Source organism: Vicinamibacterales bacterium (assembly GCA_035699745.1).
GTDB lineage: Bacteria > Acidobacteriota > Vicinamibacteria > Vicinamibacterales > 2-12-FULL-66-21 > JAICSD01.
Map to the genome: position 1 here is coordinate 1 of DASSPH010000047.1, position 14,595 is coordinate 14,595.

9 protein-coding genes are annotated in these 14,595 nt (G+C 68.9%); 3 read left to right on the forward strand and 6 right to left on the reverse strand.

Going from position 1 to position 14,595, the window contains the following annotated elements:
• The first annotated feature begins 375 nt into the window (after positions 1-375).
• On the forward strand, positions 376-951 hold the full coding sequence (locus VFK57_09860) for a CDP-alcohol phosphatidyltransferase family protein (GenBank protein ID HET7696000.1): 576 nt from the start codon (positions 376-378) through the stop codon (positions 949-951).
• On the opposite strand, the gene VFK57_09865 is transcribed toward VFK57_09860, so the two are convergent.
• Genes VFK57_09865 through VFK57_09880 form a run of 4 tightly spaced genes read right to left on the reverse strand, consistent with a single transcriptional unit; the run spans position 927 to position 5,146 of the window.
• Positions 927-1,739, reverse strand: a complete 813-nt coding sequence (locus tag VFK57_09865; GenBank protein ID HET7696001.1) for a metallophosphoesterase family protein — start codon at positions 1,737-1,739, stop codon at positions 927-929. The genes VFK57_09860 and VFK57_09865 overlap by 25 nt on opposite strands.
• Positions 1,670-2,704, reverse strand: coding sequence for a DUF3500 domain-containing protein (locus tag VFK57_09870; protein ID HET7696002.1), 1,035 nt, complete (start codon positions 2,702-2,704; stop codon positions 1,670-1,672). Before VFK57_09870 ends, VFK57_09865 begins: the two co-directional genes overlap by 70 nt.
• Complete coding sequence (locus VFK57_09875) at positions 2,701-3,468, reverse strand: hypothetical protein (protein ID HET7696003.1); 768 nt, start codon at positions 3,466-3,468, stop codon at positions 2,701-2,703. The genes VFK57_09870 and VFK57_09875 overlap by 4 nt, the downstream gene beginning before the upstream one ends.
• Before the next feature lies 1 nt (position 3,469).
• Entirely contained in the window at positions 3,470-5,146 is a 1,677-nt protein-coding gene (locus VFK57_09880; GenBank protein ID HET7696004.1) for an L-lactate permease, read from the reverse strand.
• Between the two features lie 86 nt (positions 5,147-5,232).
• Here VFK57_09880 and VFK57_09885 point away from each other — a divergent pair, with 86 nt between their 5' ends.
• Entirely contained in the window at positions 5,233-6,387 is a 1,155-nt protein-coding gene (locus tag VFK57_09885; GenBank protein HET7696005.1) for an alpha-hydroxy acid oxidase, read from the forward strand.
• Positions 6,388-6,435: 48 nt separating this feature from the next.
• Here VFK57_09885 and VFK57_09890 read toward each other — a convergent pair whose 3' ends face one another.
• Complete coding sequence (locus VFK57_09890) at positions 6,436-7,092, reverse strand: hypothetical protein (protein ID HET7696006.1); 657 nt, start codon at positions 7,090-7,092, stop codon at positions 6,436-6,438.
• A 68-nt stretch (positions 7,093-7,160) separates the two neighbouring features.
• Here VFK57_09890 and VFK57_09895 point away from each other — a divergent pair, with 68 nt between their 5' ends.
• Positions 7,161-10,298, forward strand: a complete 3,138-nt coding sequence (locus tag VFK57_09895; GenBank protein HET7696007.1) for a protein kinase — start codon at positions 7,161-7,163, stop codon at positions 10,296-10,298.
• 61 nt (positions 10,299-10,359) lie between these two features.
• Here the strand turns inward: VFK57_09895 and VFK57_09900 are convergent, their stop codons facing one another.
• Positions 10,360-14,535: an HYR domain-containing protein gene (locus tag VFK57_09900; GenBank protein ID HET7696008.1), complete on the reverse strand. Its 4,176-nt coding sequence runs from the start codon at positions 14,533-14,535 to the stop codon at positions 10,360-10,362.
• Between the last annotated feature and the right edge of the window lie 60 nt (positions 14,536-14,595).

Sequence of the window (14,595 nt, forward strand, 5' to 3'; positions counted from 1 at the left end):
CGGAACAAAACTCATCTCTCTGTTCCGAGTAACTCGATATGCTAGACATGCTGCGCCCTTAAGGGCGGTTAGTCAAGTATATTGTTACCGCCGGTAGCCAGTAGCCGGTAGGCCGGTAGCCGGTAGCCAGTAGCCGGTAGCCGGTTGCCGGTTGCCGGTAGCCAGTAGGCAGTAGTCAGTAGCCGGTTGCCAGGTAGCCAGTAGCCAGTAGTCAGTAGCCGGTAGCCGGTAGCCGGTAGCCGGTAACTGGTAACCGGTAACTGGTAACTGGTAACTGGTAACTGGTAACTGGTAACTGGTAACTGGTCACCGGTCACCGGTCACCGGTCACCGGTTCTGAGCCTCCCGCGGGGGGGTTTACGCCTTTCCTGCGGGATGCTCTCTGCGCCGCAACTGCTGGTCGCTTTTCGCGCTGCCTGCGCGCCGGCGCTGTTCGTGCTCGCGTGCTTCCGCTTTTCCGGAGGGGTGCTGGCGGCGATCGTCGTCGCCGCCGTGATCTCCGACGTCCTCGACGGGATGGTGGCTCGCCGGACCGGAACGGCCACGGACGCGCTGCGCCACGCCGACACCATCGTCGATACCATCTTCTTCGTCGGCGCCGCCATCGCGCTCAGGGTCGCGGTGCCTCACGCCTACGAAGGATTGTGGCTGCCGCTCGTGGCCCTGATCGTCGTGCACGTCTCGCGATCCACCTACGAGCTGACGAAATACGGCCGCCTGGCGGCGTATCACATGTGGTCGTCGAAGGCGCTCGGTCTTCTCCTCGTGGCGGCGCTGGCCACGGCGTTTCTCACGGGCCGCCCGACGCCGCTGCTCGGCGCCGGCCTCTGGTTCGGCGTGATCAACGAGCTGGAAGGGTTCCTCGCCTCAGTGCTGTTGCCGGTGTGGCGCTGCGACGTGCCGACGATCTTCCACGCGCGGGTGATTCACGCCAGTTCGACGCGCGAGTAGGCCGCCAGGATCGCCGCGGCCGATGGTGTGGACAGCACGTTTGCCGCGGCAAACTGCTCCGCCTGGGGATAGCTCGTGCCGCGGATGCGCTCCGCGGCGCGCGCCAGATCGTACGTGGTACGTTTCAGCTCCACCCCGCGATCCAGCAGCAGCCAGTACGCGCCGGGCTCACCGAACGGCATGCCGACGCTGCCGGCGTTCACCACCCTCGTCGTGCCGATCGTCCGATCGAATTGCATGTGGGTGTGACCGCACACGACCAGCGGCGCGCCTGCCGGATCGAACAGGAACCTCAGCCGCTCAGCGGGCGTCTCGGAGGTGAAGATGTCGGTGTCGTTCCGCGGCGTGGCGTGGCAGAACAGCACGTCGCCGATACCGTCGGCGTTCAGGCGCAGCGTGGACGGCCAGGACGCCAGACTGTCGGCGTGCCGCGGCGACAACACCTGCGCGGTCCACCGCAGCGGTTCGCGGAACTGGGCCGGAACCGCGTCGCTTTCCCGCCCGCGCATCCGCTCCAGCACCTCACGATCGCCGTTGCCGTGGATGCACTGAACCGGAATGTCGAGCGTCAGCAGCCGATCGAGGCACTCCCCCGGCATCGGCCCGGGAAGCACGTCTCCGCCGACGACGACCCGGTCGACGCCGGTGCCGCGGACCTCTTCGAGCACCGCCTCGAGCGCAGGCAGGTTGCCGTGGATGTCGTAGAGGGCGGCGATTTTCAGTGCGGCAGCGCTTTCACGTGTTCGCGCAGCAGATCGCGGCCGAAGTCGCCGTTGAAGTCGCGCCACACGGAATGAATGTGGTTGCCATCGTTCTGCGTGTTGTCGTACTCGATCAGGAACGTGGGTCCCTGCACGCGGTAATAGTGCTTCTGGCCGCGTTCGGTGCTGCCGGCCCAGGCGAACGCGATGGTGTCGAGCCCGGCCTTCTTGAGCCGCGCCATCCGCTCGGCGGCGACGTCGGGCGCCATCTTGCCGACGTAGACGTCGATCAACTTCGTCAGCGCTTCGCGCTGCGTCTTGTTCATCGCCGACATCTTCAGCCCCTCGGGCGTCAGCGGGTCGACCGACGGCTTCACCATGGTGAGGATGTCGGTCGGCGCGTTCGGCTGGACGACCGCCGTCGAGCGCTGAGTCGCGTCGAGTTGATCGAGCAGCGCACGCGCGGCGTCCTCCTCGTCGCCGAGGACGCGCAGACCTTTCTGCGGCCCCTGGCGCACTTCGGCGGGGTTCGAGCCGAAGAACGCCGGCGAACTGGCCGTCATGCTGCCGCCGACGACGTCGAAGCGGACCGACAGATGGTGCCCCTCGAGCCGCCATCCCCACGCCTGCTTGTCGCCCGGGGTGCCGAACACCGTCACCCAGTACATCTCGTGGTCGCGCGGGAAGCGCCGCTGCGGTCCTTCGATCTCGACCAGCACTTTCTCGAGCGCCATGATCGCGGTCGCGGTCAGGTAGCCGCGGGCGCTCAGCCCGGTCTTGATCAGCGCGTGCGCCAGCCCCCGCTGCGGCTCGCTCATCTCCTTGAAGTTGACCCCCTTGCGGGGGAACTGCTCGTTCGGGACGAAGTGCCAGTGCAGGCGCTCCTCCGAATCGAAAGCGAAGGCGGCCCGCTCGCGCTGCTCGGCGCTGAGCGCGTCGAGCCACTTCTGCGCCGCCGAAGACATGGCCCCCGCCGAGCGCGAGGACGCCAGCGTGGCGCCGCCGATGCTCGCGAGGATGACGACTGCTGCCGCGACGATCAGCTTCTTCATGGCGCGAATCCTATCAGATAGGTCAGCCTGCCGTTGCCTTTTGCGAACGGGACCTGCCCCGCCTCCCAGCGCATCGGCGCCGAGCCCTCGCACAATGCCTGAAGCTCGGCCACGGTGTAGGCCCGCAACTGCGACACGACGCCGTCCCACAACACCGTGAAGGGCACGAGCGGGAGGATGTACGTCCAGAAGAACCGCGGCCACGTGAACGGCCGCATGAACGGGGTCGCCAGCAGCACGAAGATCGGCGACAGCAGCACGGGCAGGGAGCGCAGCGAACGCTCCGAAATCTCCATGATCGCAATCGGCTGCCGCGCGGCGGCGGCGGCATGCAGCACGTCGCGGGCGTCGGCGGGGCGCAGGTGATGAAAGGCGTTGAACATCGTGCGCAGGCCGCCGAGGTGCGGCGGCACGCGCCGTGCGTCGACCGGGGTGCGCTCGTACGACACCAGCCCGCCCGACGCCGCCGCGATCTTCTCGAACGCCGCGAGGTTCGGGTAGAGATCGGTGAGCGTGGCGTGGACCTTCCGCCCGTTCGCGGCGAGAGCGGTGACGACGCCGAGCAGCGGTCCCGACCCGCCCGAGCACAGATCGACGATCTCGCTCGTGCGCCCCCCGTCGAGCGCACGGCGCACCAGCGGCGTCATCGCCCGATCCAGCCGGAAGCGCTCCTGGATGAACTGCAGGTAATCGGTGGCCAGATCGCGAACGATCGCGGGAAACCACGGCTGGTCCTCGAGCTCCAGCAGGTGCAGCCGCCGCATCTCAGGGAATCATCCACGGGAACACGTAGGCCTGCAGCATGACGATCACGCCCATCACGGTGACGAGCGCGACGCTGTGCCAGAAGACGAAGCGGAGGATTCGTCCTTCCTGCCCCGCCTGTCCGGTCGACGCCGTGGCGACGACGATGCTCTGGGCGTCGATCATCTTGCCCATCACGCCGCCGGTGCTGTTGGCGGTGACGATGAGGATCGGATTGAAGCCGAGCTGCTGCGCGGTGATCTTCTGCAGGCTGCCGAACAGCACGTTCGAGCTCGTGTCGGATCCGGTGAGCGCCACGCCGAGCCAGCCGAGCATGGTGGCGAAGAACGGATACAGCCACCCGGTCTTGGTGAAGGCCAGCCCCAGCGTCGCGTCGGTCCCGCTGTAGCGCGTGACGAAACCGAGCGACAGCATCAGCATGATGGTGAGGAGCGACGTGCGCATCCGGCGCAGCGTCGCGATCCCGACGGCGAGGAATTCCGCCAGCGACACCCGGAGGTAGATCGCGCTGGCGATCGCGGCGAGGAGGATGGCGGTGCCGGTGGCGGACGCCCAGTTGAACGTGAACCGCGCCGCTTCGGCGTGCCGCGCGCGATACGCCGGATCCTGGATCTGCGCGGGATCGACCGGTTCGGGCACCACCGGATAATCGCGGAACACCGTGCGATGCAGCTGCGGCACGTCCCACGCCGGCGCGAGGGGGCCGCGGTTCAGTGCCGCCTTCACCGGCACCAGACCCCAGACGATCACGGCGACGCTCAGGAACAGCCACGGGACCCAGGCGCGCGCGACGTTGTCCCTGGCGGGCGCGCGGCTGTCCCGGCCCGCCGGGGCGGCGGCCACTGACGCGTCCATCCAGTGATCCTTCGGCTGCCAGACGCGGCAGAACACGGCCAGCGCGCCGATCGCCGAGAGGCCGCCGGCGATGTCGACCAGTTCGACGCCGACGAAATTGCTCCAGGCGAACTGCACGACGGCGAACGTCCCGCCGCAGACGAGCACCGCCGGCCACACGGCGCGCAGCCCCGACACACCGCTCATCGTCGCCACCAGCCACGCCGGCACGAGCAGCGAGACGAACGGCAGTTGCCGTCCCGCCATCGCGCCGAGCGTTTCCGCCGGCAGCCCGGTCACCGCGGCGAGCGTGAGGATGGGCGTGCCGATGGCGCCGAAGGCGACCGGCGCGGTGTTGGCGATGAGCGAGAGTCCCGCGGCATAGAGCGGCGTGAAGCCGAGGCCGATCAACAGCGCCGAGCAGATCGCGACCGGCGTGCCGAAGCCCGACGCCCCCTCGATGAACGCGCCGAAGGCGAACGCGACCAGCAGCGCCTGGATCCGGCGATCGGCGGAGAGCCGGCCGACCGAGCCCTTGAGCACCTCGAACTGTCCGGTCTGCACGGTCAGGTTGTAGAGGAACACCGCCGCGAGCACGATCCAGCCGATCGGCAGGAGGCCGTACGCCGCGCCGTACGCCGCCGTCGCCAGCGCCGTGCCGGCAGGCATGCCGAACACGAACACGGCGATCCCCAGCGCCGACACCAGCCCGAGCAGCGCCGCATAGTGCGCCCGCCACTCGAGCACCGCCAGCGCCGCCAGCAGCAGCACGATGGGCAGCGCCGCCGCGCCGGTACTCAGCCACGGGCTCCCGAGCGGGTCATACACCTGAATCCAGGACAACGCGCACCATGATATGCGGAAGGCGGTAAGCGGTGAGCGGCAGGCGGTGCGCGGCAAGCCGCCGACAGCGGTTAGAATCGGACCTCGTGGCGCGACAATTCGTGAACGTCGAGGATCTCCGTCAGGCGGCCAGGCGGCGGCTGCCGCGATCGGTGTTCGATTACATCGACGGCGGCGCGGACGGCGAGGTGACACTGCGCGAGAACGTGCGCGCGTTCGAGGACATCGCCTTCCGGCCGCGCTGTGCGGTGGAGACGCCGCCGCCCGATCTGAAGACCACCGTCCTCGGCCTGCCGATCTCGATGCCGATCATTCTCGCGCCGGTCGGCAGCAGCCGCATGTTCTGGCCGCGCGGTGAAGAAGTCGCCGCCGCCGTCGCCGGCGCCGCCGGGACGATCTATTGCCTGTCCACCCTCTCGGGCTGCCGGCTCGAGGACGTGAAGAAATCGACGCCGGGCCCGGCCTGGTACCAGTTATACCTGTGCGGCGGACGCGAGGTGGCCTCCGCGACGGTGCAGCGCGCGCGTGACGTCGGCTATGCCGCGCTGATCCTCACCATCGACACCGCGGTCGCCGGAATGCGCGAGCGCGACCTGCGCAACGGCGCCAAGGAGCTGCTGACGCGCCGCGTCGGTCCGATGCTGCCGTACGTGGGCCAGTTCCTCAGCCGCCCCGGGTGGCTGCTGCAGTTCTTCCGCGACGGCGGCCTGATGAAGTTCCCCAACGTGATGCTCGCCGACGGCCCGATGCCGTACGCCGACGTCGGCCTCGCGCTCGAGCAGTCCACGGTCACCTGGAGCGACCTGGCCTGGATCCGCGAGATCTGGAAAGGGCCGATCGTGATCAAGGGCGTGCACACCGGCGATGATGCGCGGCGCGCCGTCGACGAAGGAGCGGCGGCGGTGGTGGTCTCCAATCACGGCGGCCGCCAGCTCGATGGCGTGCGCGCGACGATCCAGGTCCTGCCGGAAGTGATCGACGCGGTCGGCGGGCGGACCGAGGTGCTGCTCGACAGCGGCATTCGCCGCGGCGGAGACGTGGCCAAGGCGCTGTGCCTGGGCGCGCGCGCCGTCCTCGTCGGCCGCGCGTACGCCTACGGACTCGGCGCCGCAGGCGCGCCCGGCGTGAGCCGCGCGCTCGAGATCCTCCGCGCCGATCTGACCCGGACGATGAAGCTGCTCGGCGTCCGGTCGGTCGCGGAGCTGAATCACTCGCTCGTCGAGGTCAGCTGCCGGCGCTGAACGCCTCCACGGTTGCGCGGTGGTCCGGCAGGGCGCTTTCCCCGTCCGTCATGGTCCGCTCACCGCCGTTCGGTGCCGATCCGCCCACCAGCTCCACGCCGTGAACAGCACGCCCCCCGCGATCGCCACAGCGGTGAGCGCGCCGACCGACGGCGGCGCCGACGACGAGAGCGCGTCGCCCGCGAAGATCAGCAGCAGCGTCGCGGCGAGAATCGCAAATCCCCATCGGCCCACCGCGTCGCGCGCGCGCGTGCCACGGACGTACATCCAGACGCCGACGGCGTAGAGTCCCAGCTCGACGGCGATCGTGGCCGGGATGGAGTTCCACAACCCGAGGCCGATCCTGGGCCCGCCTGGATACAGCGGGAGATCCGGCCGGTGCATGAGCGCATCCAGGAACCAGTGACTGACCACCACCAGCGCGACGAGCGCCATCGCGCGCCGATCGCGGCGGACGAACAGCCAGCCCGCGGCAACACCCCACACCGGCAGGAGCAGCAGCGAATGTGAATACGGGTAGCTGGCGAAGTCGAGCGGCGTGAATGCGGTGTTGCCGGGATCGATGCGCACCTGCTCGGCGCCGAGGGCGAGCAGGAACGGCCACAGGATGTCGGCGAGCTGCGCCGCGCCGAACAGGACGCCGAGAGACACGCCGGGAGCGGCGCGCTTCGCGGCGAGGCCGACGGCGTAGTGTCCGAGGAACACGCCGCGATGATACCGGATGTGGCTTGTGTTCCCATCGCCGCCACCGGATAATTAGTCTGAAGCTCCCCATGCAATGTACTGCCTGCGGCGCCACGAGCGGCCCGAGTGCGACCGCGTGCGCCAGGTGCGGCATACCGTTCGATCCGGGCGCGACGGGTGTCGCGGCGATCTCTCCCCGTGGTGTCGCCGACGCCGACGCCACGCGCCTGATCGATTCGGACGCGACGCGGCTTGGTTCGCTGCCGGCGATGCCCGGCACGGCAACGCTCGGCGCGATTCCCTCCGCGGACGACCTCACGATCGCGCATACGCCGACGAGGGGGAGCACTCGGATCGATGCCGACGTGACCATGGCGCATACGCCGGGCGGGGCGCCGGCGTCCGCGACGGGCCCGCTGGCGGTCGGCGCCGCGTTCGGCGGCCGGTATCACATCATCAGGATGCTCGGCATGGGCGGCATGGGCGCCGTCTACCAGGCGTGGGACGCGGAGCTCGAGGTCGCGCTCGCGCTCAAGGTCGTGCGGCCCGCCGCCGCCGACGATCCCGAGGCGGCGGCCGAGATCGAACGCCGCTTCAAGCAGGAACTGCTCCTCGCCCGGCTGGTGACGCATCCCAACGTCGTGCGCATCCACGATCTGGGCGAGGTCGACGGCATCAAGTACATCACGATGCCGTACATCCACGGCACCGACCTGGCCGGCATCCTCGCTGAAAAAGGAAAGCTGCCGGTTCGCGAGAGCCTGCTCATCGCGCGGCAGATTGCGGCCGGCCTCCGCGCCGCGCACGAAGCCGGCGTCGTCCATCGCGATCTGAAGCCGGCCAACATCATGATCGACGCCGAGGGCCACGCGTTGATCACCGACTTCGGCATCGCGCGCACCAGTACCGGGGCCGGCGGGCCGTCCGGCCCGGTCCGTCCGGCCGGCCTGCCCGGACGGTTGACCGACGGCCACACCGTCGCGGGCACCATCGTCGGATCGATCGAGTACATGGCGCCGGAGCAGGCGCGCGGCGAGGCGGTCGACCAGCGGGCGGACGTGTACGCCTGGGGGCTGATGCTCTATCGCATGCTCGTCGGCAGGCAGGCCGCGGCGACCGGCGCCGAGATGCTGGCCAGCCTGCGGGCGCGGATGGAGGCCGAGCCGGCCAAGCTGCGCACGATCGACCGGACGATTCCCGAGGCGGTCGAAGCGCTGGTGTCGAAGTGCCTGCAGCCGGACCCGGCGGCCCGATTCGCCACGTCCGCCGATCTCGTGACGGCGCTGAACCGTCTCGACGAGAACGGCGTCCCGATCCCGCTGCCGGTACAGTTGCTGAAATCGGCGCGGTTCTGGGCCGCGGCCGCCATCGCCGCGATCGCGATCGTCACGACCACCTGGGTGATCGCCGATCGGCCCGAGCCGCCGACGCCCGATCCGATCGCCGTCCTGGTGGCGAACTTCACCAACAAGACCGGCGAGCCGGTGTTCGACGGCTTGATCGAGCCGGCCGTCACGGTCGGCATCGAAGGCGCCTCCTTCATCACGGCGTATCCCCGCCCGGCCGCGGAGCGCGTCGGACGCCGGATCAACGCCGGCACGCGGCTCGACGAATCGACGTCGCGCCTGGTCGCGATCAGCGAAGGCATCAAGGTCGTCCTGCTCGGATCGGTCGAGAAGCGCGGATCCGGCTACACCTTGTCGATGCAGGGGGTGGATCCGACGTCCCGGAAGGTGCTCTTCACCAGCAAGGCCGACGCGCGGGACCGCGACGCGGTGTTGAAGGCGAGCGGCACGCTGGCCGCGCGCGTCCGCGAAGCGCTCGGCGACACGCGGACGGCGGATCCGCGAGAGACGTTGTCCACCGCCTCGCTCGATGCGGTCAGCGCCTACACGCGCGCGCAGGAGCTGTCGAGCGCCGGCAAGGATCAGGAAGCGATCGAGTTCTTCCGGAAGGCCACCAGCATCGATCCCTCCTTCGGACGCGCCTACGGCGGCATGGCGATGAGCGCGACGCGGCTCGGGCGCAAGGACGAGGCGGCCAAGCTGTGGCAGGAAGCCCTGAAGCACGTCAGCGTGATGTCGGAGCGCGAGCAGTACCGCCTGCTCGGCGCCTACTACATGCTCGTGACCCGCAACATCGAGACCGCGCGCGACACCTACGAAAAGCTGGTGAAGCAATACCCCGCCGACGGCGCCGGCCACAACAATCTCGCCGTCTCCTACTTCGCCGCCCGGCAGTTCGACAAGGCGATGAACGAAGGCCGGCTCGCGCGGAAGATCTACCCGACCAACGCGCTGTACCGCTCCAATTACGCGCTCTACTCGATGTACGCCGGCAACTTCGCCGCGGCAGCCGAGGAAGCGTCGGGGCTGATCGCCGACGGGCTGGCGAGCTACGACACGTACCTGCCCCTCGCCATCAGCGCAATCGCGAACGGTCAGCCGGATGCCGCGCGTGACGCCTATCAGCGGATGGCTGCCGCCGACGCGACGGGGGCGTCGCTCGCCGCGACCGGGCTCGCCGATCTGGCGCTCGCGGAAGGGCGCGCCGCCGACGCGATCGCGATCCTGCAGGCCGGGATCAAAGCCGATCAGGCGCAGCAGAATCTGGCCGGCATCACCGCCAAGGAGACCGCGCTGGCCGACGCCTACGGCATGCAGGGGAACATCAAGGCCGCCGTCGCCGCGTCAGGCCGCGCGCTCAAGCTCGATCGCACCGAAATTCAGGTGCTGCCCGCCGTGCGCTGGCTGATTGCCGCCAACCAGCTCAACGAGGCGGAGCGGCTCGGGGCGGCGCTCGAACAGAACCTGGAACCACGCGTCCGCGCCTACGGGCGCATCGTCGCGGCGCAGGTCGCGCTGGCGCGCGGCAAGCGGGTCGAGGCCGTCGATGCGATGCGCGAGGCGCTGAAGCTCGCGGATCTCTGGCTGGTGCGGTTTCATCTCGGCCAGGCCTACCTGGCGGCCGGAGCCCCGGCCGAAGCGTTCTCCGAATTCGAGACGTGCATCAAGCGCCGCGGCGAGGGCTACGCGGTCTTTCTCGACGACGTCCCGACGGCGCGCGCCGTGGCTCCGGTGAACTACTGGATGGGACGGGCGCGCGAGGGGATGGGGCTGACCGCGCAGGCGCTCACCGAGTACCGCGCCTACGTGGCGGGCCGCGCCAAGGATTCTCCCGAACCGCTGCTGAAGGACGCCATCGCCAGGATGGCGAAGCTCGAGTAGCTCGCGCCGGCCGGTGACCGATGGCCGCTGACGCGGTCCATCGGCCATCGGCCGGCGCTCGTTACTGCTGATCGTGCGGGACGCGCACGATCACGTTGGACGTCACGGTCCGGCCGAGTGCGTCCGTCGCGGTCAGCACGATGGTGTAGAACCGCCCATCCGCGTCGTTGCCGTTCCGGTACGCTTCCAGCCTGACCACGAACGAGAAGTTCCCGGTGGCGTCGACCGACACGGTGCCGGACGGCTGGACTTTCTTGTACTCGTCCTGCACGCGGTAGCTGACGCTGGTCACGTTGAACCCGGTGACTCGTCCGCTGACCGTCACCGGCACGAGGACCTTGTTCGGCGACCACAGCAGCGTGCTGGGCGTCGCGGTCGCGGTCACCGTCAGCGGTGTGGCGTCGACCGTCACCGTGAAGCTGCCGGACGCGGTGTTGCCGGAGCTGTCCGTCGCCGTGCAGGTGACCGTGGTCACGCCGACGGCGAACGTCAATCCGGACGCCGGCGCGCAGACCACCGGCACCGATCCGTCGACCACGTCCGTCGCCGTCGCGCTGTAGGTCACGACCGCGCCCGCGGGGGATGTCGCCGCAACGATGATCGGTGACGGCAGCGACAGGACCGGCGCGGCAGTGTCGGTGACGGCGAAGGTGTAAGTCGCCGTCGCCTTGTTGCCCGAGTCGTCGGTCGCGGTGCACGTGATGGTATTCGTGCCCAGCGACAGCTTGGTGCCGCTCGGGGGCGTGCAGGCCACGGTCGGCGTGGTGTCGACGACGTCGGCCGCCGTCACCGAGGACACGGCGTAGGTCACGATTGCGCCGCCGCTGGCCGGCGTGAGTGCGATCGTGCCCGCCAGGCCGCTGACGTCGATCGTGGGCGGCGTGCTGTCGATGATGCCGATCGGGAACGTTCCCGTCGTCTCGTTGCCCGCCGCGTCGGCGGCGGTACAGGTGCCCGTCCAGGTGCCGAGCGGAATGAAGGTCGCCGTCCCGTCCACCGGCAACGGCACCGTCCCCGACGTGTCGGTCCGCACGCATGACACGGTCGCCGCCCCCTGCGTATCCGTGGCGGTGACGTTGACGGTCACGCTCGCGCCGCCTGGCGCGTTGCCTTCGACGCTCGCGAGGAAGCCGGTGCCCGACAGATCCAGCGTCGGGTTGGTGGTGTCGATGGCGCCGTCCTGATCGTCGTCCGACTGATCGATGGCGCTGGTGTCGGGCTGCGAGCGGACGATGACGCCGGCGCGCCCCGCCAGCTTCGACGCGAACTGCGCGTCGAACTTGCCGACCAGGCGCAGCGTCAGGAACACGATCTGCTTCGGCCCGACGAAGAACGTCGGCTGCTGCGTCAGCGGATTGACGGTGTCGGGGCCGCCCACGTCCGGCGCCAGCGTCGCCGGATCGACGACGTTGTTCACGATCACCTGGTTCTCGACCACGATCGCCTGGGTGCCGTCGCAGGTGCGGTTGACGGTGTAGAAGTGCGGCACCGAGACGATCAGCTGCGCCCCCTGCACGCAGTTCTGCGTCACCGTCGCCGAGCAGATCGGAATCACGCCGTTCACGAAGATCTCGGACGACATGCCGGTGATCGTGTTGGCGCCCGTCCCCGTGCCGACCGGCCAGGTGACTTCGGCGACCTGGGTCGCGGACGTGATCACGCCCGAGTCGTCACCGGTCAGCGGCGAATACTCGATGCGCGGGTTCTGCACGCTGCTGTACTCGATGCGCGGGTATTCGATCCGCGGGTACTCGATCCGCGGGTTCCCCACCGCGTCGTACTCGATGCGCGGATACTCGATCCGGGGATACTCGATCCGCGGATACTCGATGCGCGGGTACTCGATGCGCGGATACTCGATCCGCGGATTCTGCACGCCGGCGACGGGAGTCAGATCGGGATTGACCACGCCGGTCGTGTAGTAGCTGAACTGCCGCGACAGGATGTCCGGCTGGTAGTTCTCGACCGACAGGATGTCGGGCAGGAACTCCAGGCTGTCCGGATTCTCGATCTCGGCGACGCTCGGATTGGCGTTGAGGATGATCGATCCGGTCTGTGTGCCGCCGATCTCGGCGACCGTGACCAGAATCCGCGGCCGCGGCTGCGTCGACCGGACGTACACCGTCCGCGTCACGCTCGACGCGCGGGCGATGTCGACCTGGATCTTGCGGCAGTCGGTGCCCGCGACGCAGCCGGTATCCGGCACGTTGTCCACGTCCGGGCGGAACGAGGCGCGTCCGGTTCCCGACGGCGGCGCATCCGGCGGCTGGTTCGCGACGCTGATCTCGAAGCGGCGATCCTGCCCGGTGAGGTTCTGGACGAAGATCACATACGCGCGCTCGAGCGCGCCGGTCGGCTTGGACGCGGAGGGGGTCGCCACCACGAGTCCCGGGAGCGTCGTCGCCGCGTAGATGTTCTGGTAGCGGGAGCGCGGACTGTCGTTCGCCGTCCACACCGTCTGATCGAGCGACGTCTCGAGCGACGGCGTGCACGACGACAGCGTCTCGATGCCGCTCTCCGCTTCCTGCGTCACCCCGGCCGGGGTGAAGGACGTCGACGGCGGCCCCGCCCACACGTAGCCCTGCACGTCACGGTTGTCGGTGAACGCCGAATAGAAGATCGAATGGCTCGTCGACGGCGCGGTGTTGCGGATCCAGGCGCCGGGCGTCGTCTCGCTGGGCCGGTAGCGCTGGCTCGCGACGGCGTGATAGTCGCCGTTGAAGGGCACGGCCCCCTTCTGGAACAGCCGCGCGTTCAGGAAGTTGAACTCGAGCTGACGGCGGACGCCGTTCACCAGCCCGAACCGGTAGCGTGAGATGACCTGGGCGGACGAGAATCCAACCGCCGGCGGCCCGTTGGGGCTCGCGATGGGCGCCTGCGCGCCGTAGATGTCCGCCGACTGGCGATAGATGTAATGCGGATCCGAGCCGGCCGCCGGCGACGGCGCGTCCATCGGGACGCGGTTGCCCGCGGAATCCATCCGGAAATCGGTGATGAAGCGATCGAACGTTCCCGCCTCGTTGTTGCGGGTGTCGATCCAGTCGACCTGGATGCGCCCCCCGGCGACGGCGGCCTGCGGAATGATCTGGTGGCCGCGCCCGGCGTACGCTTCAACCACCACCGGGCTGCTCCACGTGCGGCCGTCGCGCGAGCTCGATCGCACGATTCGCGCGTCGTCGGGATTGGCGGCGAAGCCGCGCGCCGACCAGAAGGCATGGAACGCCCGCCCGTCGTGCACGATCGACGGCATCGAACGGGTGCGGAACTGCAGCGACGACGTGTCCTGATCGAAGAAGCCGAAGCCGGCCGGAGGCGTCCACATTGCCTGCGCCTTGCTCCACGTCTGCCCGCCGTCGGTCGATCGCGCCACGACCATCGAGTTGGGCTCGTTGGTGTCGGCAACCTGCCGCCAGATCACGACGATCGTACTGGTCGCGTCGTCGACCGCGATGTCGCTTCCCTGGTTCACGCCGAGGCTCTCGCTCAACTTCTTCGGGGAAGACCACGACGTGCCGTAATCCTTCGAGAACGTGTGGTAAATCTGCGAGGAGGAGTTGTTCTCGTTGCCGGGGAACAGCGAGTAGCTGAAATGCACGGTCCCCTTCGGGATCGTACGCCCGCCGACGTCCATCGATCCGCCCGCCGGATCGAGCACGGCGAGCATCGCCGGCTTGTCGTTGAACCGCCCCGGCGTGCCGTTGCCGATGATGCGGCGCTCGAAGAACTGGTACGGCTCGCCGTTCTCCTTGTTGCGCTCGAGCAGCACGGCGAGCGACAGCGTCCCGCGCCCGTCGGTCCGGCTCAGCGTGATGTAGGAGACGAGGCCGAGCCCGGGCACGGTCCGCACCACGGGGTCGGCAGCGCCGATGCCGCTCGGCGCCGCGGGAAATCCCTCGAGCAGCCGATCCCGCCAGGTGCGCGCTCCGTCGGTCGACATCGACAGGCCGATCCACGAATCACCGAACTTCTCGATGCCGCGGTAGTCGTTATTGGCGCACAGAATGACCCAGGGATTCTGCGGCGATACGTCGCACGAACTCTCGTTGCGCTGCTTGTGCTTCGGGTTCCCGGCGAGCGCCGCGTTGGTTCCAGGCGGTGTCGGACCGAGCGTGTTGACGCTCCGCCCGGTGGTAAAGAACAATTCCGGCGCAGGCGACTGCGCGCCGCTTGACGCGACGTACAGACCGGCAACGCCGAGGACGACGAGCGACCTCCGGACGACTGAATTCCAACTCACACAACTCTCCAGTCAGGCTGTGGACGAACGAGCCTGAAAGCGCAGCTTTCCGTAGGGAAG

Coding starts and splice junctions, on each gene's coding strand:
- VFK57_09875 (HET7696003.1), bottom strand. CDS start 3,468: ATGCGGCGGCTGCACCTGCTGGAGCTCGAGGACCAGCCGTGGTTTCCC.
- VFK57_09870 (HET7696002.1), bottom strand. CDS start 2,704: ATGAAGAAGCTGATCGTCGCGGCAGCAGTCGTCATCCTCGCGAGCATC.
- VFK57_09895 (HET7696007.1), top strand. CDS start 7,161: ATGCAATGTACTGCCTGCGGCGCCACGAGCGGCCCGAGTGCGACCGCG.
- VFK57_09860 (HET7696000.1), top strand. CDS start 376: ATGCTCTCTGCGCCGCAACTGCTGGTCGCTTTTCGCGCTGCCTGCGCG.